At 72.6% G+C, this 22,730-nt stretch carries 20 protein-coding genes; 10 read left to right on the top strand and 10 right to left on the bottom strand.

The features are described 5' to 3' along the window. The first annotated feature begins 43 nt into the window (after window positions 1-43). Window positions 44-748, top strand: coding sequence for a hypothetical protein (locus IOD14_RS31055; RefSeq protein ID WP_123988119.1), 705 nt, complete (start codon window positions 44-46; stop codon window positions 746-748). A 118-nt stretch (window positions 749-866) separates the two neighbouring features. On the opposite strand, the gene IOD14_RS31050 is transcribed toward IOD14_RS31055, so the two are convergent. Beyond that, window positions 867-3,227 (bottom strand): helix-hairpin-helix domain-containing protein, encoded by a 2,361-nt coding sequence (locus IOD14_RS31050; protein WP_212672107.1) that lies wholly within the window; start codon window positions 3,225-3,227, stop codon window positions 867-869. Then, on the bottom strand, window positions 3,224-4,210 hold the full coding sequence (locus IOD14_RS31045; RefSeq protein ID WP_123988117.1) for an aldo/keto reductase: 987 nt from the start codon (window positions 4,208-4,210) through the stop codon (window positions 3,224-3,226). Before IOD14_RS31045 ends, IOD14_RS31050 begins: the two co-directional genes overlap by 4 nt. 172 nt (window positions 4,211-4,382) lie before the next feature. On the opposite strand from IOD14_RS31045, the gene IOD14_RS31040 reads away from it, so the two are divergent. Next, entirely contained in the window at window positions 4,383-5,438 is a 1,056-nt protein-coding gene (locus tag IOD14_RS31040; protein WP_212672106.1) for an LLM class F420-dependent oxidoreductase, read from the top strand. A 550-nt stretch (window positions 5,439-5,988) separates the two neighbouring features. Further along, window positions 5,989-6,777 carry a ferritin-like domain-containing protein gene (locus tag IOD14_RS31035; protein WP_212672105.1) on the top strand — a complete coding sequence of 263 codons (789 nt, stop codon included), beginning with the start codon at window positions 5,989-5,991 and terminating at the stop codon, window positions 6,775-6,777. A 16-nt stretch (window positions 6,778-6,793) separates the two neighbouring features. Here IOD14_RS31035 and corA read toward each other — a convergent pair whose 3' ends face one another. Then, entirely contained in the window at window positions 6,794-7,789 is a 996-nt protein-coding gene (corA, locus tag IOD14_RS31030) for a magnesium/cobalt transporter CorA (protein ID WP_174269077.1), read from the bottom strand. 61 nt (window positions 7,790-7,850) lie between these two features. Between corA and IOD14_RS31025 the strand changes: the two genes are divergently transcribed. The 4 genes from IOD14_RS31025 to mshC all read left to right on the top strand — a co-directional run bounded on the left by IOD14_RS31025 (window position 7,851) and on the right by mshC (window position 11,331). Then, the gene (locus tag IOD14_RS31025; protein WP_123988114.1) at window positions 7,851-8,537 is read left to right on the top strand and encodes a histidine phosphatase family protein; all 687 of its coding nucleotides are present in this window, start codon (window positions 7,851-7,853) and stop codon (window positions 8,535-8,537) included. A gap of 96 nt (window positions 8,538-8,633) precedes the next feature. Continuing rightward, a complete protein-coding gene (locus IOD14_RS31020) occupies window positions 8,634-9,224 on the top strand; it encodes a DUF3090 domain-containing protein (protein WP_123988113.1) in 591 nt (196 codons plus the stop codon). After that, the gene (locus IOD14_RS31015; protein ID WP_174269076.1) at window positions 9,188-10,000 is read left to right on the top strand and encodes an SCO1664 family protein; all 813 of its coding nucleotides are present in this window, start codon (window positions 9,188-9,190) and stop codon (window positions 9,998-10,000) included. Before IOD14_RS31020 ends, IOD14_RS31015 begins: the two co-directional genes overlap by 37 nt. A gap of 101 nt (window positions 10,001-10,101) precedes the next feature. Beyond that, window positions 10,102-11,331, top strand: a complete 1,230-nt coding sequence (gene mshC, locus IOD14_RS31010; protein ID WP_212672104.1) for a cysteine--1-D-myo-inosityl 2-amino-2-deoxy-alpha-D-glucopyranoside ligase — start codon at window positions 10,102-10,104, stop codon at window positions 11,329-11,331. Window positions 11,332-11,397: 66 nt separating this feature from the next. On the opposite strand, the gene IOD14_RS31005 is transcribed toward mshC, so the two are convergent. Both IOD14_RS31005 and IOD14_RS31000 read right to left on the bottom strand, forming a co-directional pair. Beyond that, window positions 11,398-11,898: a hypothetical protein gene (locus IOD14_RS31005; protein WP_123988110.1), complete on the bottom strand. Its 501-nt coding sequence runs from the start codon at window positions 11,896-11,898 to the stop codon at window positions 11,398-11,400. Between the two features lie 48 nt (window positions 11,899-11,946). After that, window positions 11,947-13,656 (bottom strand): S8 family peptidase, encoded by a 1,710-nt coding sequence (locus IOD14_RS31000; protein WP_123988109.1) that lies wholly within the window; start codon window positions 13,654-13,656, stop codon window positions 11,947-11,949. A gap of 264 nt (window positions 13,657-13,920) precedes the next feature. Here IOD14_RS31000 and IOD14_RS30995 point away from each other — a divergent pair, with 264 nt between their 5' ends. Further along, complete coding sequence (locus IOD14_RS30995; protein ID WP_123988108.1) at window positions 13,921-14,850, top strand: superoxide dismutase; 930 nt, start codon at window positions 13,921-13,923, stop codon at window positions 14,848-14,850. 39 nt (window positions 14,851-14,889) lie between these two features. On the opposite strand, the gene IOD14_RS30990 is transcribed toward IOD14_RS30995, so the two are convergent. Continuing rightward, entirely contained in the window at window positions 14,890-15,888 is a 999-nt protein-coding gene (locus IOD14_RS30990) for a PAC2 family protein (protein WP_123988107.1), read from the bottom strand. Between the two features lie 286 nt (window positions 15,889-16,174). Here IOD14_RS30990 and IOD14_RS30985 point away from each other — a divergent pair, with 286 nt between their 5' ends. Next, entirely contained in the window at window positions 16,175-18,628 is a 2,454-nt protein-coding gene (locus IOD14_RS30985) for an NACHT domain-containing protein (RefSeq protein ID WP_212672103.1), read from the top strand. Between the two features lies 1 nt (window position 18,629). Here the strand turns inward: IOD14_RS30985 and IOD14_RS30980 are convergent, their stop codons facing one another. After that, entirely contained in the window at window positions 18,630-19,301 is a 672-nt protein-coding gene (locus IOD14_RS30980) for a FadR/GntR family transcriptional regulator (protein ID WP_123988105.1), read from the bottom strand. Window positions 19,302-19,472: 171 nt separating this feature from the next. Here IOD14_RS30980 and mtnA point away from each other — a divergent pair, with 171 nt between their 5' ends. After that, a complete protein-coding gene (gene mtnA, locus IOD14_RS30975; RefSeq protein WP_123988104.1) occupies window positions 19,473-20,504 on the top strand; it encodes an S-methyl-5-thioribose-1-phosphate isomerase in 1,032 nt (343 codons plus the stop codon). 51 nt (window positions 20,505-20,555) lie between these two features. Here the strand turns inward: mtnA and mtnB are convergent, their stop codons facing one another. From mtnB to IOD14_RS30960, 3 genes are read right to left on the bottom strand one after another with little or no spacing between them, the layout of a single operon-like run. After that, the gene (gene mtnB / locus IOD14_RS30970; protein WP_212672102.1) at window positions 20,556-21,164 is read right to left on the bottom strand and encodes a methylthioribulose 1-phosphate dehydratase; all 609 of its coding nucleotides are present in this window, start codon (window positions 21,162-21,164) and stop codon (window positions 20,556-20,558) included. Further along, entirely contained in the window at window positions 21,161-21,889 is a 729-nt protein-coding gene (gene mtnC / locus IOD14_RS30965; RefSeq protein ID WP_249126108.1) for an acireductone synthase, read from the bottom strand. Before mtnC ends, mtnB begins: the two co-directional genes overlap by 4 nt. After that, a complete protein-coding gene (locus IOD14_RS30960; protein WP_123988102.1) occupies window positions 21,886-22,485 on the bottom strand; it encodes a cupin in 600 nt (199 codons plus the stop codon). The genes mtnC and IOD14_RS30960 overlap by 4 nt, the downstream gene beginning before the upstream one ends. Window positions 22,486-22,730: the final 245 nt, after the last annotated feature.

The raw sequence follows: 22,730 nt of genomic DNA, 5'->3' as shown, positions 1-22,730 counted from the left end.
TCTATTGTGCGGGCCGGGGCCCGGTACGGATAGCGTCTGCACTATGTCTGATGCTGTGCAGCCCACCGCTGCCGAGGTACGTGCCGCCGCCGAGGCGGTCAAGACCGCGCTCGACCGCCACCTGGCGGCGGTCGAACGAAGGTCGGGGGAGGACGACCCGGCCGTCTACGAGGCCTTCAACGAACTGGCCGCGGCCGCCGAGGTGTACGACGAGCTGCTCTACGACCGCTACGACGAGGTCACCCCCTTCGAGATCCCCGGCGCGGACGAAACCCCGCCGTACACCGGCCCCGAGGAGCCGAACGCGCTGAGCGTGCTGATCCGCCGCGACTACGCCGTGGTGGAGCCGCAGCGTCTGCTGGCGCAGGCCCAGCGCGTCGAGGCGGCCGACGAAGGTCTGGGCACGGAGGCCTCCGGCACGGTGCACGGTGCGCTGGAAGTGCTGTTCGGTGAGTTCGAGCCCGACGAGATCGCATCCCGGCACAAGGAGTTCGGCCTCGAGGAGGGCGACTCGACGCTGTGGGTGACCGCGGCGGACGAACCGGCCGAGCCGGGGGAGTGGCTGGAGACGCCGTTCGAGCAGGTCGACGTCGAGCGGGTGGTGTGCCGGTTCGATGTCAGCGCGGTGTTCGACGACGACCTCGACGATGATGCCGACGACGAGGGCGATGACGAGGCCGATGACGAGGCCGACGGGGCGGATCTGGAGGACGAGGATCTGGAACCGTTGGATCTGGATCGGCGCTGAGGCGTAGGACGGCGGCCCCGGGGACTGATCCCCGGGGCCGCCGTCGTGCTGTTCGCACGTGCCCGTCCGCGGGCTCGTCGTGGCTGGTCGCGCAGTTCCCCGCGCCCCTCTGGGGCGCTCAGGTGGCCGCCGGTGCTCCGAGAAGGGTGGGCAGCCGGGTCGTCCGCGGCTTGGCCGGGATCTCGGCCACCGCCCTGGGGAGCGCCTGTTCGGCGCCCTGGACCACGGAGAGGTGGCGGTCCGCCCTGCCGAACGCCGTGTAGACCCAGGGGCGGCTCAGGGTCTGAGCGGCGTCGCCCGGCAGTACGGCCACCACCGCCGGCCAGCGGCCGCCCACCGCCTGGTGTGCCGTCATGGCCCAGCCGTGCCGTACGGACTGCTCCACGCGCTCCTTCGGTACGACCACGGGCTCACCGGCACAGGTCAGGTGCAGGCCCTCCGCGTCGGCCCGCACCACGTGGCCCGGCAGCGTACGGCCCGGCACGGGGGAGTAGGCGACGCGGTCGCCGGGGTCGAATCCGCCGAAGCGGCCGGGGCCGGGGTTGAGGCGCTCCTTGAGGGCCGCGTTGAGCGCGCGCGTGCCCGCCGCGCCGCCGTGGCCCGGGGTGATCACCTGGGTCTCCTCCGCGGGGATCCCGAACGCCCGCGGCACGGAGTCCGCGACCAGCTGCACGGTCCGGTGCACGGCCTCGCCCGCGTCCCGCACCGGGACGATCACGACCTCCTTGCCGGGGGCCTCGACCTTGTTCAGCTCGCCGATGCCGATCCCGGAGATCAGCTCGCCCAGGGGCCCGGGGTCCGGCCTGCGCGAGGCGACCTGCGGACAGATCCGCGCGGCCAGCAGATCCGCGAACACCCGCCCGGGCCCCGCCGACCACAGCACCGCCGGATCCCCGCCCAGCACCAGCCGCGCCCCGTCCGGCAACGACTCCACGAGCAGCGCGGCCGACTCGACGTCCAGCTGAGGCGCGTCGAGCACGACGAGCAGATCGAGGTCGAACGCCCCGTCGGCGTCCCGACCGGGCCCCTCGGCACCGGAGAGGAGCCCGGCGACGGTGACGACGGTCCGGCCGGAGTCGGGGGAGTCGGGGGAACCGGAGGAGTCGGGAGAGTCGGCCTGTGTCGTGCGGTCGGACGGTTCGGCGTCGGACCACGGGCCGCCGGGGGCGCTCGACAGGGCGGCTTCGAGCAGGGCGCCGAAGCGGTCGCGGCCCAGGGGACTGTGCGTGGCCGCCCACGCCCGCAACCCCAGCCCCCGAGCCGCCGCGAGCAGCGCCGCAGGTTCCGCCCGGGAGGCCTCGCCGCCGGTGTGCAGGACCAGGCCGCCCGCCGCGACCGCGCGGATCAGCTCGGCGGCCGAACCCCTGGCCGAGGCGGCGGCCCGCTCCCAGTCCTCGGCCGAACCGTCCTCCTTGGGCACGGAGTTGATCAGCCGGGCCAGACCGTCGGCGAGGCTCTCCTCCGCGAGGGCGTACCGCTCGAGCCCGACCAGGATCCGGACGGGCCGCTCCGCCCCCTCCTCGTCCTCCGCGGGCTCCGGGGCCGCCGGATCGAGGGCGTCCTGGAAGACGAGGGCCTCGGCCTCGGCGATCGTGCTCTGCACGGCCGCCTCGGCGTCCGGCACGCCTCGCTGGGCCAGCGCCGCGGTGAGCGCCGGCATCTCCAGCGCGGTGTGCCCGGCGAGCGCCGCCTGCTCCAGGAGCCAGACGGTGACCGCCCGCCCCCGCCGCTCGTCGTCCGGCGCGCAGTCCGCGCCGAGCAGCGCCCGCGCGAACCCGTCGGCCTGTTCGGGCCGTACGCCCGTGACCCGCAGCAACTGCCAGGGATCCGCGCGCAGCTCGTCGTCGGCGCCGTCCCCGAGGACCGCGGCGACCTGCGGAGCGAGGGCCTCCGGCGCCCCGCCCTCGGCCAGCACCCGCCGCACGGCCTCCACGGTCCTCGGTGCGGTCGCACCGACGGAACCGGGGGCACCGACCGCACCGGGGGCGCCGGCGGGCTCCGCCGACACCGGGCGGGGCCGCACCGGCTCCTGCGCGGGCCGACGCGGCGGCTCGGGCTCGCTGAAGACGGCGGCCACGGGCTTCGCCCCGCTCTCCACCGCCCGTACGGCGGCGAGCAGATCGGCCGCCTTCCCGCTGAGCTTGGCCCCGCTCTCGACGGGGCCCTGCTTCTCGGCCTTCCGCCGGGCGATCCGCTCCCGCTCGATCCGCTGCGCCGCCAACTCGGCCTCGGCCTCGGACAACTTCCCCTTGGCCGCTCCGTCCGGGTCACCGCCCGCCGAGTCGCCGTCCTCGCCCTCGGCCGCCCCCGGTTCCCCGGCGCCCTCGCCATCCGGTGAGACCGCGCTCGCGCCCTCCCCGGCCCCGGCGCCGTCCGCATCCTCGCTCAGACCCGGCTCCCCCTCCGCGCCCTCCGGCTCCGGCGCGGTGCCCCGCGTCCCCGGCTCGGTCTTCTCCGTGGGCTCCGGCTCCGTGCTCACAGCGTGCTCCAGTCGTGATCGGGATAGCGGTGCACGGGCGCCGACACATCGTCGAGCGCCCGGCAGATCTCGTCAGGAAGACTAAGGGCCTCCACTGACAATGCCGCCGTGAGCTGCTGCGAGTTGCGCGCGCCGACGATCGGGGCGGCCACCCCGGGCCGGTCCCGGACCCATGCGAGGGCCACCTGGAGCGGTGTCACCGCGAGCCCGTCGGCCGCCGTGGCCACCGCGTCCACGATGCGGCTCGCGGTGTCGTCGAGGTAGGGCGCGACGAAGGGCGCCATGTGCTCCGACGCACCCCGCGAGTCGGCCGGAGTGGTGTTCCCGCGGTACTTGCCGGTCAGCACCCCGCGCCCCAGCGGCGAGGACGGCAGCAGCCCGATGCCCAGGTCCAGCGCGGCCGGCAGCACCTCCCGCTCGACCCCGCGCTGCAGCAGCGAGTACTCCAGCTGCGTGGCGGCCAGCCGGGTCCGCGTCCCGGGCGCGGCCAGCTGCCAGGTGCCCGCCTTGGCGAGCTGCCAGCCGCAGAAGTTGGACACCCCGGCATAGCGGGCGCGGCCGGTGCTGACGGCCAGGTCGAGGGCCTGGAGGGTCTCCTCCAGCGGGGTGCAGGGGTCGTAGGAGTGGATGTGCCACACGTCGACGTAGTCCGTGCCGAGCCGGGCCAGCGAGTCGTCCAGCGCGGAGAGCAGATGCCCGCGCGAGCCGTCCACCCGGACGTCCGGGTCGGGCACGCTGCCCGCCTTCGTGGAGATCACCAGGTCCCGGCGCGGGACCAGGCCTTCTATGAGGCGTCCGAGCAGGTACTCGGCCTCCCCGTCGCCGTACACGTCAGCCGTGTCGACCAGCGTCCCGCCCGCCTCCCAGAACGTTTTCAGGAGGTCCGCCGCGTCGTGCTCGTCGGTGTCCCTGCCCCAGGTGAGGGTGCCGAGTCCGATGCGGGACACGCGCAGGCCGGTCCGGCCGAGATGCCTCTGCTCCATGGACGCCGAGATTACTGGCCAGAACCTGTCGCGTGGGGGCCTGTGGACAACGGATTGCGACCGGCGCGCGGGAATCGCGCCCGTCCCGGCACGGGCCGCGACCTGCCCCGGCTGGCCCCGCCGCGCTAAGGTCTGCCACAAGGACGTTACTGATCGGTAAGGGGAATCGGCCATGCAGCTCGGGATCAACCTCGGCTACTGGGGTGCCGGAATGGACGCGGACAATCTCGCCGTCGCCCAGGAGGCCGACCGGCTCGGATACGCCGTCTGCTGGGCCGCCGAGGCCTACGGCTCGGACGCGGCCACCGTGCTCACCTGGGTCGCCGCCCAGACCGAGCGCATCGACGTCGGTTCGGCCATCTTCCAGATCCCGGCCCGCCAGCCGGCGATGACCGCGATGACCGCCGCGACCCTCGACTCCCTCTCCGGCGGCCGCTTCCGCCTCGGCCTCGGTGTCTCGGGCCCGCAGGTCTCCGAGGGCTGGTACGGCGTCAAGTTCGACAAGCCGCTGGCACGCACGCGTGAGTACGTCGAGATCGTGCGCAAGGCCATGTCGCGCGAGCGTCTCTCCTACGAGGGGCAGCACTGGACGCTGCCGCTGCCCGGCGGGCCCGGCAAGCCGATCAAGCTGACGGTGCACCCCGAGCGCGAGCACATCCCGCTGTACATCGCCGCGATCGGCCCGAAGAACCTGGAGCAGACCGGTGAGATCGCCGACGGCGCCCTGCTGATCTTCCCCTCCGCCGAGCACCTGGAGGACACCGCGATCCGCCATCTGCGGGCCGGGCGGGAGAAGGCGGGCAAGACCCTCGAAGGGTTCGACATCACCCCGACCCTCCCGCTCGCCCTCGGCGAGGACAAGGACGTCAGCACGCTCGCCGACACCTTCCGTCCCTACACCGCGCTGTACGTGGGCGGCATGGGCAGCCGCAAGCAGAACTTCTACAACCAGCTCGCCCAGCGCATGGGCTTCGAGGCGGCGGCCGCCGAGATCCAGGACAAGTACCTGGCCGGCGACAAGGCGGGCGCCGCGGCCGCCATCCCGCACGACCTGATCGACAAGACGACCCTGCTCGGTTCCGTGGACCGCATCGCGGACCGCATGAAGGAGTACGCGGCGGCCGGTGTCACCACCCTCACCCTGGCCCCCGCAGGCTTCACCCTCGACGAGCGCCTCGCCTCCCTCCGGGCCGGCACCGAGGCCCTGGAGCGCGCGGGGCTCGCCTAGCCCCTCGCCACGGCGGGGGCCCGGACTCACCTTCCCCGGTCGCGGGCGGCGTTCGGCCACGGCCTGTGGACCGCAGGATCGCGCCGTCGCGGCGAGGGCCGTGCGCCCAAGCCCCCGCCCGCCGCACGGCCCGACTCCCGGAAGGCGGCCACCTTCGACCGCCACGACTCCGGAGCGCGCCCCCGGCCGCACCCTGCACCCGGTCCGCCCAGGCACCCGGTCCGCCCAGGCACCCGGTCCGACCATGCACGCGGTCCCAGCACGCACCCGGCTCCATCACGGACGCGGTCCGACCATGCACGCGGTCCCACCACGCACCCGGCTCAACCGCCGGAGGCTTCCGCGGCCGTGGTGGGGGCTCGGGGGTCTTCCCCGCCACGGCCGTCACGTGATTCAACGCGCTCACGCCCGCGCGGTTACGCCCCCGGGGTGACCCCGAGGGTCCTCCTTTTGGCGGAGTTGTCCGACACAGCTGTTGCAGCACCCCTCGCGCCGCATTTGACTCTTTCTTTGCGGATTGCCGCGGAGTCCGGCAGAGAGGTGCCTCACGATGCTTTCGGCCAAGAGTCTGTTCCAGGAGATCCTCGACCACGACGAGTCCTTCCGGCTGTTCTGCTCCATCGCGGCCAGCGGGGAGTCGCAGGGAGGCTGGGAGAACGCCCGTATCGCCGCCCTGGTGCCGCCGAGCGAGCGCGAGCTCGCCCCCAAGATTGCCCGGCACGGCGCCGACGAGGACAAGCACGGGCGGATCTTCAACGCCCTGATGAGGAAGCGGGGCCTCGAACCCGTTCCCGTCCCGCCGGAGACGGACTACACCATGCTCCTGGAGCGGCACGGAATCGGTCTCGCCCACGAGAAGCTCAAGGGCGACGAACCGCTGACCGTGCCCGACATCGTCACCTACCTCGCCCACAGCCGGGTCACCGAACAGCGGGCCTCCGAGCAGATGGAGCTGCTGCGCAAGCACTTCGCCGACCACCCCGACCTCGGCCGGGCCGTGAAGATGATCTCGGGCGACGAGGACAACCACCTCGCCTACTGCCATGAGGAACTCCTGCGCTTCGCCCGCGCAGGCCACGGCCGCGTCATCCAGCACACGCTCAGGCAGTGCGCGCTGGCCGAGATCCGCGTCTACCGGGACGTCAGCCTCGCCGTGATGTCCCACATGGGACGCATCCTCGGCTGGTCCCGGGCCAAGTCCGCGGTCCTCGCCGCGGGCATCCACGGGGTCTACGCCTACGAACGCGCCGTGGGCTGGCGCCGCATGGTCTCCCTGAGGATGCCGGAACGCCGCGACGCCCTGGGCGGTCCCGCCGCCGCGGCCCCGGAGTTCGCCTGACCGCCCCGGAAGACGCCTACAGCCAGCCCCGCCGCTTGAACGTCCGGTACAGCAGCACCTCCAGCACGCCCATCAGCGCGATGACCGCCGGATACGCCCACACCCAGTGCAGTTCCGGCATGTGCTCGAAGTTCATGCCGTAGATCCCCGCGATCATCGTGGGGATCGCGGCCATGGCAGCCCACGCGGAGATCTTCCGCATGTCGTCGTTCTGCCGGACGCTCATCTGCGCGAGATGCGCCGACAGGACGTCGGACACCAGACGGTCCAGGCCCTCGACCGACTCGTTCACGCGCGCGAGGTGGTCGTTGACGTCCCGGAAGAAGGGCCGCGCCTTCTCGTTCACGAACGGCACCGTCCCGCCGTAGGCCCCCACGCCCGCGAGCCGGGTCAGCGGCATCGACAGCGGGACGGTGGCCCGGCGGAACTCCAGGATCTGCCGTTTGAAGGTGTAGATCCGCGACGCGGTGTTCCGCGAACCGCCGCCGTCCGGCGAGAACACCTCCGCCTCCAGCTCCTCCAGGTCGGTGCCCAGCTCCGTGGCCACCTCCAGATAGTGGTCCACGACGGCGTCCGCGACCGCGTACAGCACCGAGGTGGGTCCCTTGCCGAGCAGCTTCGGCTCGCGCTCCAGGCGTTCGCGCACGGCCTTCAGCGGCGAGCCCACACCATGACGGACCGTCACCACGAAGGCGTCGCCGAGGAAGAGCATGACCTCGCCGGTGGAGACGGTGTCGCTGTCCGGCTCGTACACCACCGGCTTGAGGACCACGAACAGCGAGTCGTCGTAGACCTCGAGCTTGGGGCGCTGATGGGCCTTGAGGGCGTCCTCGACGGCCAGCGGATGGAGTCCGAACTCCTTGGTGACGAGGTCGAACTCGTTCTCCGACGGCTCAAGCAGACCGATCCACACGAACCCGCCCGCCGCCCGCGCCCGGTCCAGCGCGTCGGACAGGTCCTCGGGGCCCTCGGTCCGGTGTCCCTCCCGGTAGATGGCACAGTCGACGATCACGGAGCGTATTCTCCCGTCGCTCGCAAGACATTGCATTCCGGCGTACGCCTACCCTTGCCGCATGCCCACGTTGATCCTCGTCAGACACGGACGGTCCACCGCGAACACCGAGGGGCTCCTCGCCGGGTGGACGCCCGGGGTCGCCCTGGACGAGCGCGGCACCGCACAGGCCGCCTCCCTGCCCGGCCGGCTGGAAGGCGTGCCGATCTCCGAGGTCGTCGCCAGCCCCCTCCAGCGCTGCCAGGAGACGATTCAGCCGCTGCTCGACGCCCGGCCGGGGCTCCCGGCGCACACCGAGGAGCGCATCGGGGAGTGCCACTACGGCGACTGGAGCGGGCGCAAGCTCGCCGAGCTGGGCGACGAACCGCTCATGGAGGTCGTCCAGGCGCACCCGTCGGCGGCCGCGTTCCCCGGCGGCGAGTCCATGCGAGCGATGCAGACCCGCGCGGCGGAGGCCGTACGGGAGTGGAACGCGCGCGTGGAGCGCGATCACGGCGCCGACGCCGTGTATCTGATGTGCTCGCACGGAGACATCATCAAGTCGCTCGTCGCCGACGCACTCGGACTTCACCTCGACCTCTTCCAGAGGATCTCCGTCGAACCGTGCTCCATCACCGTGATCCGGTACACACGGCTGAGGCCGTTCCTCGTGCGCCTCGGCGACACCGGTGACTTCGCGTCCCTGGTGCCGCGCGAGGAGGCGGCGGGCGGTGACGCCCCGGTCGGTGGTGGTGCGGGCGCACCGTGATCGTCGGGCGCAGTAGGGTGAAGCGGTTCACTCACGCGCGTTCGCACATGGACGTTCCCGTCGTTCCCGTACTCACGAATCCAATGGAGACAGGACGTGTCCCGTCAGGTGTTCCTCTATGACCCGCCGGACCGCTTCGTGGCCGGCACGGTCGGACTGCCCGGACGCCGTACGTTCTTCCTCCAGGCCACGGCCGGCCCCCGAGTGACCAGCGTGGCCCTGGAGAAGACGCAGGTGGCCGCCCTCGCCGAGCGGATGGACGAACTCCTCGACGAGGTCGTGCGCCGCAGCGGCGGCAGCGCCTCCGTGCCGGCCGTGCCGCCCACCGACGTCGCCGACACCGCGCCCCTCGACACCCCCGTCGAGGAGGAGTTCCGGGTCGGCACCATGGCCCTCGCCTGGGACGGCGAGGAGCAGCGCATGATCGTCGAGGCACAGGCGCTCGTGGAGCTGGAGGCCGAGTCCGAGGAGGACCTCGCCGAGGCCGAGGAGCGGCTCCTCCAGGACGAGGAGAACGGACCCCCGATGCTGCGGGTCCGGCTCACCGGCGCGCAGGCCAGGGCCTTCGCCAAGCGTGCCCTGGACGTCGTCAACGCGGGCCGGCCGCCGTGCCCGCTGTGCAGCCTCCCGCTCGACCCGGAAGGACACGTATGTCCGCGCCAGAACGGATACCGCCGCGGAGCGTGACCACGGCAGAACTGCTCGCCCGGGGTGAGCTGACGGTACGCGGGCAGATCAGGGACGCGTCCAACGCGGTGCTGCACTGCTCCGTGTCGTACGAGGGCCAGGAGGCCTTCTGCGTCTACAAGCCGGTACGCGGCGAAAGACCCCTCTGGGACTTCCCGGACGGCACCCTCGCCCAGCGCGAGGTCGCCGCCTACGAGGTCTCCGAGGCGACCGGCTGGGGCCTGGTGCCGCCCACCGTGCTGCGGGACGGCCCCTTCGGCGAGGGCATGTGCCAGCTGTGGATCGAGGGCGTGGAGGGCAGCGAGCTGCTCGCCCTGGTCGACGGCGAGGAGCCCGAGCCGGGCTGGAAGGCCATCGGCTTCGCCGAGGTCGGCGAGGGCAGGACCGCTCTGCTGGTGCACGCGGACGACGAGCGGCTGCGCAGGCTCGCCGTCCTGGACGCGGTGATCAACAACGCGGACCGCAAGGGCGGCCATCTGCTGCCCGGCGCCGAGGGCCGGCTGTACGGCATCGATCACGGCGTGACCTTCAACACCGAGAACAAGCTGCGCACGCTGCTGTGGGGCTGGGCGGGCGAGCCGCTGACGGAGGAGGCCCTCGACGTCCTGAAAGGCCTCAGGGACGCCCTGTCGGGACAGCTGGCCACCCGACTGGCCACCCTGATCACCCCCGCCGAACTGGACGCCACACGCGCGCGTGTCGACGCGCTGCTGGACTCCGGGAAGCACCCGGAGCCGAGCGGCGAGTGGCCGGCCATTCCCTGGCCGCCCGTCTAGCGGCACACTGCACACAGGGCCGTACCGCGCAAGAAGGCCCTACCGGCCATCCGGCCCGGTCCGGTTCGTATACGGAACATCCGTCCGGTTAGGCTCATGACATGCATGCCTGGCCCGCTTCCGAGGTCCCCGCCCTGCCTGGTCAGGGCCGCGACCTGAGGATCCACGACACCGCGACCGGCGGTCTGGTCTCCCTCGACCCCGGTCCCGTCGCCCGTCTCTACGTCTGCGGCATCACGCCGTACGACGCCACCCACATGGGGCACGCGGCGACCTACAACGCGTTCGACCTCGTGCAGCGCGTGTGGCTCGACACGAAGCGTCAGGTTCACTACGTCCAGAACGTCACCGACATCGACGACCCGCTCCTGGAGCGCGCCGAGCGGGACGGCCTCGACTGGGCCGCCCTCGCCGACAAGGAGACGGTCCTCTTCCGCGAGGACATGACCGCCCTGCGCATGCTGCCGCCGCAGCACTACATCGGCGCGGTCGAGGCCATACCCGGGATCGTCCCGCTCGTCGAGCGACTGCGGGACGCCGGAGCCGCCTACGAGCTCGAAGGGGACGTCTACTTCTCCGTCGAGTCCGACCCGAACTTCGGCAAGGTCTCGAACCTCGACGCGGCCGCCATGCGGCTGCTGTCCGCCGAGCGCGGCGGCGACCCGGACCGCCCGGGCAAGAAGAACCCCCTCGACCCGATGCTGTGGATGGCCGCCCGCGAGGGCGAACCCAGCTGGGACGGCGCCTCGCTCGGCCGGGGACGCCCCGGCTGGCACATCGAGTGCGTCGCGATCGCCCTGGACCACCTGGGCATGACCTTCGACGTCCAGGGCGGCGGCTCCGACCTCGCCTTCCCGCACCACGAGATGGGCGCCTCCCACGCCCAGGTGCTGACCGGCGAGTTCCCCATGGCCAAGGCGTACGTCCACGCCGGCATGGTCGGTCTCGACGGCGAGAAGATGTCCAAGTCCAAGGGCAACCTGGTCTTCGTGTCCCAGCTGCGGCGCGACGGCGTCGACCCCGCCGCCATCCGCCTCGCGCTGCTCGCCCACCACTACCGCGCCGACTGGGAGTGGACCGACCAGGTCCTCCAGGACGCCGTGGACCGGCTCGGCCGGTGGCGTGCCGCCGTCTCCCGGCCCGACGGACCGCCCGCCGAGGCGCTCGTCGAGGAGATCCGCGAGGCACTCTCGAACGACCTGGACGCGCCCGCCGCGCTCCTCGCCGTCGACCGCTGGGCCGCCGCACAGGCGGAACAGGGCGGCACCGACATGGGGGCGCCCGGCGTGGTGACACGTGCGGTGGACGCGCTGCTGGGCGTGGCCCTCTAGAAGGCCGTACGGAAGGGGCGCTTCCTCCCCGCGGAGGAAGCGCCCCTCGCTGCTGCTCAGGTGCTGTCAGAAGCGCTGGATCCGCACGCTGCGCAGCACGTTCGGCGACTGTCCGTCCCAGACGCCGACGACCTGGTGGCCGAACGCGAACGCCTCCTGGATCTGCTGGTGGAGCTGCGGCGACGGGTTGGTCAGGCTCCGGAACTGGTTGTCGATCCGCAGGAAGATCTGCTGCGGCTGGCCCGGGAGCGGCTGCACGATGTCGATGAAGGCGTCGGCCACTCCGGCGGCGAGTGCCTGGGTCTGCACCTGCTGCACCACGGACTGCGTGAGCTGCTGGATCTGCTGCTCCTGCTGGTTGTGCTGTTGCTGTTGCTGCTGGCCTCCGAGCTGTTGGAGGAGCTGCTGGTAGGGCTGCTGCTGCCCGAGCTGCTGGAGCTGCTCCAGGGAGCCGGAACCGCCCTGCTGCTGGTGCGGCGACGTGCTCGGGAACTGCTGTCCCTGCTGGCCTTGTTGCCCCATCTGGCCTGTCTGGCCCATCTGGCCCATCTGCGGGGTGATGCTCATACGGGTGTCACCTTCCCTTGATGGAGTCGGGTCGTGCCGTGGGAACCGTCAGCCGGTGACGACCAGGCCGACGATCTCGTCGTCCGAGAACCACACCCGGACGTCGGGCCGTCCGCCCGCGAAGGCGGCGTGCACCGCCTGCCGGATCTCGGGGGACGGGTGGTTGAGGTTGCGCCACGCGCCGGCCACGAACAGCCTCAGGCGCGGCGGGAGTTCACGGGGGTACGGCAGCAGCTCGTCCCAGTACCGCTCGGCCTGGCCCGAGCCGACCGCGTCCGGCAGCAGCCGGGTGACCGCCGCCTTGATGTCGGGCCGGTTGCCGATCCGCTGAGAGGCGGGCCGGCCCGGCGCGTCCTGCTGCGGGGAGCCTGTGGCGCGCAGCACCGTACGGGCCTGTTCCGGGGACATCGGGGGACGGCCGGCGGCCTTGAGCATGCCCTGGAGCGCGGCCAGCGCGCCGGCCACCACCGGGGAGGCGGCGGAGGTCCCGGAGAACGTGTCCGTGTACCAGGCGATCTCCTCGGGCCCGCCCTGGAGGTCGCCGGGCCTGTCCCAGAAGCCGCCGGTCGTCGTGACCTCGCGTCCCCAGCCCTGCGCGTCCACGCGGGCGCCGTAGTTGGAGAAGGCGAGGCGCGAGCGGTCCGGGCCGTGGTCGCGGCCGTGGGTGCCGGGCGGCGGGGCGCCCGCGCCGACCAGGACGGCGCCGGAGGACCGGTTGGAGGGGTTGAACGGGTTGCGCCACCACTCCGGGAAGTCGTCGGGGCGACGCTCGTGGACGGCGTCGTCGAGGGACTCGCCGCCGTTGCCCGCGGCCGCCACGACCAGCACACCCCTGGCGCTCGCGTACCGCACGGCCGCGTAGTCGTCCGGCCACCATTCGATCGCGATGCAGCCCTTCTGGTCGTCCCGGGTCTCGAAGTCGAACCGCGGTCCGGGGCGTTGCAGTTCGACCAGGACGATGTCACCGGGGCCGAGCCGGTCGGCCGCCGCCCGGATCGCGGCCGCCGTGCCGATGCCCTGGAAGGACGCGGCCGCGGTCACCGCCTCCGGCGCGATCCCGGTCACTCCGCGTTCGCCCGCGTCGCCGCCGATGACGCCGATCACGGCGGTGCCGTGGTTGCGCCAGGCCAGCTCGGTCAGCGGGGTGCCGACGACGACGCCGGCGAGCTTGGCGGCCAGGTCCTCGTGGCCCAGCTGCCAGGCGCCCTCGACGTCGATCACGGTCACCCCCTCACCCGTCCCACCGGGCCGCTGCCAGGCCCAGTGGGCGTCGATGCCCTCGGGGGCGGGCCGCAGATAGCCCTGCCGTCCGGTGAAGTCGGGGGTGACCGGCGCGCCCTCCTTCAGGCGGCGGTCCCCGTCCACCGTCGCGGGCACGGCGGGCGGTTTGACGTAGGCCGTGTCGATGCCCGGCAACGCGGCGATCCGGGCCCGCAGTTCCGCCGTACGGTCCGCTCCGCCGCGCACCCGGTAGAACAGCGCGAGGTCGGGAACGCCTTCCTCGAGATGCTGCCCCAGGCGTTCCTCGCTGCCGAACAGCGGCTCCAGGGCCAGCTGTTCGTCGTTGAGGAACATGTCGAGGGCCGACACGTCGGCGCCCGCTGCCGAGCGGACGCCCTCGGCCCCGGCGCGCAGCCGGGTCTCGGGGCGGGCGACGACGATCAGTTCCTGCTCGGCTCCCCGGTAGGTGAATCCCGCTCCGTCGGGGCCCGGCCCGGAGGCTCCCGGGCCCTGTGGCGGCTGTACCTGCTCGGTCATCGGGTACCGCTCCCTTCGGTCCGTGCGGGTGCTGCGGGTGCCTTCCGGGGGACAACAAAGCACCACAACGGCGGTCCGTCCAGACCGTGTTCGCCAACTCGGTTTGAAACAAGTTGAATTGGGTAACGTGTGCAATCCGTCCGGAAACCGATGTCACGGCACAATCCCGCCAAAGGCTGTGGAGGCAGCCGTCATGTGATGGGGTGGGAGCGTCGCTTGACCGTTGGCCGGCCCTGCGCCGGCCCCCTTGCGGAAGGACGCACCGTGGCACCCGCAGACCGTTCCTTCGCACGTCGCACACTCCTGACCACGACCGCCGCGCTGACCGGAGCGGCCCTGCTCGGCGGCACCGCGCACGCGGCCGGGACCCGGCACACCGCATGGCCCGCGCAGTTCCCCCTGCCCGACGGCTTCCAGCCCGAGGGCATCACCATCGGCTCCGCGCCGTACGCCTACTTCGGGTCCCTCGCGAACGGCGACGTCCACCGCGTGAGCCTGGCCACCGGCCGCGGTGAGACCGTCGTGAGAGGTGCCGGCCGCCCGACCGTGGGCCTCAAGATCGACCGGCACGGCAGACTCTTCCTCGCCGGCGGCGACAGCGGCGAGATACGGGTCGCCGACGCCCGCTCCGGCAGGACCGAGCAGGTGCACGCCACCGGCGGCACCTTCGTGAACGACGTGATCCTCACCCCGGGAGCCGCCTGGTTCACCGACTCCTTCAAGCCGGTGCTCTACAAGCTGGCCAAGGGCGCGGTGACGACCGTACCTCTGACCGGGGACTGGCAGCAGGGGCCCGACTTCACGGCCAACGGCATCGAACGCACCCCCGACGGCCGCGCCCTGCTGGTGGTGAACGCCTTCGCGAACGGCGGCGGCCTCATGCGGGTCGACCCGCGCACCGGAGCCGCCCGCGCCGTCGACCTCGGCACGGCGAAACTCCCCAACGGCGACGGCCTGTTGCTGCTCGGCCGGATCCTCTACGCCGTCCAGCAGCAGCAGAACGCGATCGATGTGTTCCGGCTGAACGACTCCGGCACCCGGGGCACCGCGATCACCCGGATCACCGACCCGCGCTTCCGCATCCCGACCACGGTCGCCGCGTGGGGCAGGCGCCTGTACCTGCCCAACGCGCGCTTCGACGTGGAGCCGACGCCGACCACCGAGTACGACGCGGTGGCCGTGAACCAGGTCTGAAAAAGCGGTGGGGGCGGTGCGCGCACCGCCCCCACCCGCTCAGTCCTCCGACGAGGAGTCCCCGTCGTCCGGCTCCGTCTCGGTGTCCGGCTTCGGCGGCCTGGGCGGCTTGGTACGACCGCCCGGACTGTCCCGCAGATACGCCGAGCTGTCACTGCCGTCCGCGGTGGCGTGGCCGCCCGGCTGCCCCGGCTGGCCGCCGTCCCGGCGCCGCAGATACCGCTCGAACTCCCGGGCGATCGCCTCACCCGAGGCCTCCGGCAGCTCCGCGGTGTCCCGGGCCTCCTCCAGCGTCTGGACGTACTCGGCGACCTCGCTGTCCTCGGCGGCCAGCTGGTCCACGCCCACCTGCCAGGCACGCGCGTCCTCGGCCAGCTCGCCCAGCGGGATCCGTACGTCGATCAGGTCCTCCAGACGGTTCAGGAGAGCCAGCGTCGCCTTCGGGTTGGGCGGCTGCGACACGTAGTGCGGTACGGCCGCCCACAACGACACCGCGGGCACGCCCGCGTGGGTGCAGGCCTCCTGGAGGATGCCGACGATGCCTGTAGGGCCCTCGTACTTGGTCTCCTCCAGATCCATCCGCTGCGCCAGGTCAGGGTCGGACGTGGTCCCGCTGATCGGGACCGGGCGGGTGTGCGGGGTGTCGCCGAGCAGCGCGCCGAGGATCACCACCAGCTCCACGCCCAGTTCGTGGGCGAAGCCCAGCAACTCGTTGCAGAACGAGCGCCACCGCATCGACGGTTCGATACCTCGGACGAGTACGAGATCGCGCGGCTTCTCGCCGCCGACGCGGACCACCGACAACCTTGTCGTCGGCCACGTGATCTTGCGCACTCCGCCGTCCAGCCACACCGTGGGCCGGTTCACCTGGAAGTCGTAGTAGTCCTCGGCGTCGAGCGCCGCGAACACCTCGCCCTTCCACTCCTTGTCCAGATGCGCGACCGCGGTGGAGGCGGCGTCGCCGGCATCGTTCCAGCCCTCGAACGCGGCCACCATGACCGGGTCGATCAGCTCGGGAACCCCCTCGAGCTCGATCACCCAGCGCCTCCTTCCGACGTGCCCTCGCTTAACGCACCAACCTTACGGCGTCCGGCGGGGGCGCCCGCAGCCCCCTTGCACGGGGGAGTGAACGGATCACTGCCCCGTTCGCCACCCCCGAACACCCCCGTCGGCCGGGCCCGCCGGCACCGCCGCCGGCGCCCTCGCCCCGCACGCCCCGCTGCGGCAGAGCTCCGATGTCCTCTGACCACACCGGTTCACCCACTCGTGTGGAGCGGCGGACAACCGGCACCCGCCGCCGCTGCCGTACGCAACTCTTCGTCGGGTGAGCGACGTTGTCCCGAGGTCGCGCGTGCGGCGCGCCGGAATCATCTATCTGACCCTGCTGGCCGCGGGCACCCTGGGGGCGCTGCTGCTCGCCCCGCGTCTCGACGACCCGGCGACGGTGCTCGCCGCGCTGCTGCCGACCTGGGGCGGGGCCTATCTGGCGTGGACCGGCTACCGGGCCGAGCGGACCGAGGCCGCTGCGGGACAGACCCCGGAGGCCGTCGCCGACCGGCTCGCCGTCGCCGTCCGGCACGAGTGGGAGGGCGAGGCCGAGGTACGGCGGCTGACGGAGCCGTATCCGCTGCCCGTCGGCTGGCGGGGCGCCGATCCCGACCTGGCCGAGACGCCCGGGCCCCACCCGCACGGCGGCCGGGGGGAGATCACCGGCGTCCTCACCACGGGAGCGCCCACCCGGCTGCTGGTGCTCGGCGACCCGGGCTCGGGAAAGACCCTGTTCCTCGTACGGCTCCTGCTCGCACTGATCGAGCGACGGCGGACCGGCGAGCCGGTGCCCGTGCTGTTCCCGCTGGCCTCCTGGGACCCCACCGCGCTGGACCTGCGCGACTGGATGGAGCACAGACTCGTGCAGGACCACGCGGACCTCGGCGGACCCGCCCCCGCACCGTACGAACGGCTCACCCTCGCCCGCACGCTGCTCGACCGGCGGCTGATCCTGCCGGTGCTCGACGGGTTCGACGAACTCCCCGCGGAGACCGCGGCGACGGCACTGCACCGCATCGCCCGGGCGCTTCCGGCCGGGCGCGAGATGGTCCTGTCGAGCCGTCCCGCCGAGTATCGGGCGGCGCTGCGGCCGCGCACCGGGGTACCCGCGCGGCTCGCGGGGCTGGCCGGCATCCACCTCGAACCCCTGGACCCCGCCGACGTAGCCGCCTACCTCCTGCACGACGCGGGCGGCCCCCGCGCACCGGCCGCGCGCCGCTGGACCCCGGTGGTCCGGGCGCTGCGCACCGACACCCCCGTGGCCCGGGCACTGACCAGCCCGCTGATGGTGTCGCTGGCACGAACCGTGTACAACCCACGGCCGGACGAGGGCCACGCCGTGCTGCCCGACCCGGCCGACCTGGTGTGGCTGCGCGACCGCACCGCCGTGGAGCACCACCTCCTCGACAGCTTCGTCGACGCCGCCTACCGGCCGCACCCGCGCCGGAGCCGCCACTGGCCGACGGCACAGGCACGCCTCGCGCTCGGGTTCCTCGCCCGGCACATGGAACGAGGGCTCGACGGCGCCGCGGAGGTCGCCTGGTGGAAGCTGCGTCACGCCGTGCCGGCCGCACTGCCCAAGGTCCTGGCCGGTGCGCTGCTGGGCGTGGTGGCCTGGCTGTTCGAGGGCACGGTCATGACCCTGACCGGCCAGTTCACCTCGCAGGACGTGGCGGCCGACTGGGAACAGCGCGGCGGCCTCGGCATCGTGGCGGCGGGCATCTGCGGCGGCCTGGTGTGCGGCCTCGCCGCCGGAGCGGCGATCACGCTGTTGTGCGTGGCGGCCGCCGCACCGGGAAGCCTCCCCGAACTCCTGCTGAGCCGGCTGGCCGACACCGGAGCGCTCACCCTGGTCGGCCTGATCATCTCCGGGTTCGCCTTCGGGGCCCGGCCGCGACTGCGACGGCCGTCCCGCTGGGACCGCCGCGCCCTGTTGACCGGCACCCTCGCCGCGCTGTGCTACGTGGCGGCCTTCGGCAACGCGTGCGGGATCGCCAGCGCCCTCCTGTACGGTCTGACCGCCGCCGCGATCGGCACGGACGGGGTGCCCGCCGACCCGGTCCGTCCCGTCGCCCGGCTGCGCTGGCACTGGAGCGCCGCGGGGGTCGCCCGGGGGCTGCTGGTCGGGATCCTGCTGGGCGCGAGCATCGTCCTGGAGGGACTGGTCGCGTACGCGCTCCTGGGGCCCTCGGGCGCGGAGAACATCGCGCCCGCCGACCCGGTCGCGGCCTGCTGGGCAGGCGCCCAGCTCGCGGCCGTGTTCACGGTGTCCTGTCTGCTCGTGCACGGCCTCCGGGCCGTCCCCGTCGACCTCGCCGCCAGTGCCGACGAACGCGCCCTGCTCGCCAACGACCGGCGCACCCTGGGCGTCTGCGTCCTGACCTCGGCCGTGATCGGTGCCGTGGTGATCGGCGCCCAGGGCTGGTGCGCGGTGCTGTGGGGATCGACACGGGTGTGGGGCGCGCAGCCCACCGGCGGCTATCCGTGGATGTTCGTCGTGGGACTGATCCCTGCCCTGCTGACGGGGCTGGCCGTCGGCATCCGGCAGGCGGCCTGGGGCCACTACGCGGTCGCCCGCTGCTATCTCGCCGTCCGGCGGGGACTGCCGTACGACCTCATGGGCTTCCTCGCCGACGCCCATGACCGGGGTGTGCTGCGCCGGGTGGGCGCCGTCCACCAGTTCCGGCATGTCGCCCTGCAGCACCGGCTGGCGGAGCCCGGCCCCGAGTGACTCACAGCGTGGACCGCAGCCACTGTTCCACGCTCGCGATGTGCACCGTCGCCCACGAGCGTGCCGCCTCGGCGTCCCGGTCGCGCAGGGCGGTGAGGATCGCCCGGTGTTCGTGCAGGGTGCGGCTGACCGCGTCCTCCTGGGTCAGGCCGCGCCAGATCCGGGCCCGGGTGGTGGGCCCGGACAGGCCGTCCAGGAGCGAGCAGAGCACGGAGTTGCCGGAGCTCTGCACGATCCCGCGATGGAAATCGAGGTCGCAGGCGACCAGTTCCTCCACCGAGGGGCTGTTGCCGAGCTTGTCCAACTGGGCGGTGAGCGCGTCCAGTTGCTGCTCGCTGATCCGGGAGGCGGCCATCGCGGTGGCGGCCGGCTCCAGGATGCGGCGCACGGCCAGGAACTCCAGCACGGTGTCGTCGCGGTGGAAGTCCACGACGAAGCTCAGCGCCTCCAGCAGAAGCTGCGGATCCAGGCTGGTCACATAGGTGCCGTCGCCCTGCCGCACGTCCAGGATGCGGATCAGCGACAGCGCCCGCACGGCCTCGCGCAGCGAATTGCGGGACAGCCCCAGCTCGGAGGCGAGTTCGCTCTCCTTGGGGAGCCGGTCGCCGGGGCGCAGCGCGCCGGAGACGATCATGCCCTTGATCTTCTCGATCGCCTCGTCGGTGACAGCCATGTCCGGCCTCCTTTTCGCCCCGCGGTGCGCTGAGACGTCGGATGTGTGAGCTCATTATGGAGGCTGCCCGGCACCGCCCCGGATCCGATGTATGTTCGAATATCTCGAATGGTGGTACGCGCAGGTCATGTACGGTGGCGAGACCCAGTGAAACATCAGGAGTGCCCCGAAATGCCCCAGGAACTGCGCGCTGTCGAGTGGACCGGATCCGGACTCGCGCTCATGGACCAGACCCTGCTGCCGCACCGCACCGAGACCGTGGATGTCCGCGATGTGGACACTCTGGTCGACGCGATCCAGCGCCTCGTGGTGCGGGGCGCACCCGCGATCGGGGCGGCCGGAGCCTACGGAGTCGCGATCGCGCTGCTCCAGTGCGAGCGGGAGAGCTGGACGGACGGACAGCTCCTCGAGGCGGTCGCCCGCATCCGGGAGGCCCGTCCCACGGCCGTCAACCTCATGGTCTGCGTCGACCGGGTCGCGGCGCGTCTGCCCGAAGGTCTCGACGCGGTCCTCGAGGAGGCCGCCGCCGTCCAGCGCGAGGACGTCGGGGCGAACCGGGCGATGGGGGCCTTCGGTGCCGACTGGCTGCTCGAAAAGGTCGGCGCGGAGCGGCCGTTGAGGATTCTGACGCACTGCAACACGGGTGCGCTCGCGACGGCCGGGTGGGGCACGGCCCTCGGCGTCATCCGCGAACTGCACGCGCGCGGACGCCTGGAGGTCGTCCACGCCGACGAGACCCGTCCCCTGCTCCAGGGGTCCCGGCTCACCGCCTGGGAGCTGGTCCAGGAGGGCATCCCGCACCGCGTCCAGGTGGACGGAGCAGCTGCAGGAACGATTCTGCGTGGTGAGGTCGACGCGGCGGTCGTCGGCGCCGACCGCATCGCGGCGAACGGCGACACGGCGAACAAGGTGGGCACCGTGGCAATCGCCCTGGCCTGCGCCTACGTCGGCATACCCTTCCTGGTGGCGGCCCCCACCACCACGGTGGACCTCTCCACCGCGACCGGCGACGACATCCACATCGAGCTCCGGGCGGAGTCCGAGGTGCTGGAGTGGGCGGGGGTCCGCACGGCTCCGGCCGAGTCTCGCGGCCACAACCCGGCGTTCGACGTGACACCGGGGCGGCTGGTGACGGGCCTCGTCACCGAGCGGGGCGTGCTGGAGGTCTCGGCGGGCGAACTCCCCGGCGACCGGCTGAAGTGACCCCTCGCGACGGACGAAGGGACCCCCGGCCCGGGGATCCCTTCCGTCGTCTCAGCGGCCCGTGAGCTCCAACTCCAGCAGCCACTCCACCACTTCGGTGTGATGCCGAGCCTGGCGCGGATCGGCGCCCCACACGTACAGCCCGTGCCCGGCCACCACGACCGCCGGCATCCGTGGGTCCCGCGCCTCCTCCAGGCGGTCGCCGAGCACCTTCATGTCCTGGCTGTTGGCGATCACCGGCAGGGTCACCTCGACGTCGTGCGCGGGCACGCCGACCCCCTTGAGCATCTCCAGGTCGCGGAGGGCGATCCCGCCCGGTTCACGCCGGCCCATCGCCACCGAGGCGACGGTGTGCACATGGACCACGGCGCCGGCCCCGGTGAGCGCGGCCACACGCGCGTGCAGCTCGGCCTCCGCGGACGGCTTCCCGCCCTGCACGGCCGCTCCCTGCCCGTCCACCAACACCACGTCGGCGGGCGTCAGTTCACCCTTGTCGTGGCCGCTGGCGGTCACGGCGAGCAGCAGCGGCTCACGGGCGAGCACGACGGAGAGGTTCCCCGAGGTGCCCCGCATCCAGCCGAAGGAGGCGAAGCGGGCGGACTCGGCGGCGAGGACGGCCCCCGCCTCCTCGAGGTCGAGTGCGGTGATGTGGGCGGTCACGAAGAGCTCCTTGAAACGGTGATCTCGTCGAACGTCCCCGCCGCAGCGTGATCGCCGACGCCTTGCTCGAAGTACGGCTCCCCGGGCCGCCGTATCCCGACCGCCCGCCAGCCGGCCTCGCGGGCCGCGTCCAGCTCGCCGGGCCGGTCGGAGAGGAACAGCAGACGGTCCGGCGCGACACCGGTCGCCGAGGCGATCCGGCGGTACGACCGGGCCTCCTGCTTGGGTCCGGCGTTCTCGGTGTCGTAGAGCCCGGAGACCAGCGAAGTCAGGTCGCCCTGCGGGCTGTTGGCGAACCACGCCCGCTGCGCGGCGACGGACCCCGACGAGTAGACGTAGAGCCGTACGCCTGCCGAGTGCCAGGCGCGCAACTCCGGCACGACGTCGTCGTAGAAGTGCGAGACGAGGTCCCCCCGGGCGAAGCCCTCTGACCAGATGAGGCCCTGGAGGGTCTTCAGCGGGGTCGCCTTGCGGTCCTGGTCGAGCCAGGTGTCGAGCGCCTTCTCGACCTCGGCGGCACCGGCGTCCGGGTCACCGATCTCCTCGCGCACCTGGGCGACGGCGCGCGCCACCTCCGGGTCCTCGGACCGCTCGGCGAGCAGCGCGGCGAACCGCGAGCGGGAGTACGGGTAGAGCACGTCGACGACGAACCCCGTCGCGCTCGTGGTGCCCTCGATGTCGAGCACCACGGCGTCGACGGCGTACGTCAGGTCCCGCACGCTCACGCGGCGGCCCTGTCAGCCTCGTGGCCCGCCGCGATGGTGTCGTAGTCCGGGAAGCGGGAGGCGATGGTGGAGCCGGTGAAGTTGCCGACCCAGCCGTCCTCCTCGTGGAAGAAGCGGATCGCGGTGAAGGACGGGCTGGTGCCCATGTCGAACCAGTGGGTGGTGCCGCGCGGCACGCCCAGCAGGTCGCCCTTCTCGCAGAGGACCGCGTGCACCTCGCCGCTCACGTGCAGGTAGAAGATCCCGGAGCCGGAGACGAAGAAGCGCACCTCGTCATCGTCGTCGTGGGTGTGCTCCTGGAGGAACTTCTCGCGGGCCGCCCTGGCCTTCGCGGGGAACTCCGGGTCGTCGCTCGGATGCAGACCGAGGACGTCCACCGTGGTGAAGCCCTCCTCGGCGTTCAGCTTGTCGATCTCGGGGCCGTAGGCGGCGAACACGGTCTCGCTGTCGGCGTCGAACGGGACGTCCTCGCGGACCGGCCACTGCTCGTAGCGCACTCCGAGCGGCTTCAGCGCCTCGGCGATCTCGGCGGGGTCCGAGGTGCGGCGGACCAGGGTCTCGGGGCCGGACTCGGACCAGGTGGTCAGCAGCGTCATGGGAGCAACTCCAGGGCTCTGGAAGGGAAGTCCGGATACCGAGACAAGCACCGGACGGGCGGGGGAGGAAGAGGGGCGGCGACGGGGGAGCGGCAGCGATCGGTCAGCCGCGACACAGCGCGCGGCAACAGCGGCGCATGCAGGGCATGTGCGTCGCTTTCGCGCCAGGTGTCGTCATCAGGGCCTCACGGTGCCGGGTCGGGTGCCGGTCCAGCGATGGTAACTCCGGCCGTGACCTGGGCCGG

Origin of the sequence: Streptomyces sp. A2-16 (assembly GCF_018128905.1) — a bacterium.
In the GTDB taxonomy this organism is placed as follows: Bacteria; Actinomycetota; Actinomycetes; order Streptomycetales; family Streptomycetaceae; genus Streptomyces.
This window is presented reverse-complemented; position numbering and strand designations above follow the sequence as displayed.